Origin of the sequence: Onishia taeanensis, assembly GCF_013349955.1 — a bacterium.
GTDB classification, from domain to species: domain Bacteria; phylum Pseudomonadota; class Gammaproteobacteria; order Pseudomonadales; family Halomonadaceae; genus Onishia; species Onishia taeanensis_B.
In genome coordinates, this window is sequence record NZ_JABVXC010000092.1 from 1 (window position 1) to 220 (window position 220).

General features: G+C 49.1%; 2 tRNA genes. Both read right to left on the minus strand.

Annotated features, from left to right (window positions below):
* Positions 1–76 (minus strand) — tRNA-Asn (locus tag HUS66_RS17605).
* A 68-nt stretch (positions 77–144) separates the two neighbouring features.
* Positions 145–220, minus strand: a tRNA-Asn gene (locus tag HUS66_RS17610).

Sequence of the window (220 nt, forward strand, 5' to 3'; positions counted from 1 at the left end):
TGGCTCCCCGAACAGGACTCGAACCTGTGACCCAATGATTAACAGTCATTTGCTCTACCAACTGAGCTATCGGGGAACAGCTATAGGCTTACTGCTATGCACTTACTACCTACTACACACTTACTTGATCGATCAGGGCATGGATGGCTCCCCGAACAGGACTCGAACCTGTGACCCAATGATTAACAGTCATTTGCTCTACCAACTGAGCTATCGGGGA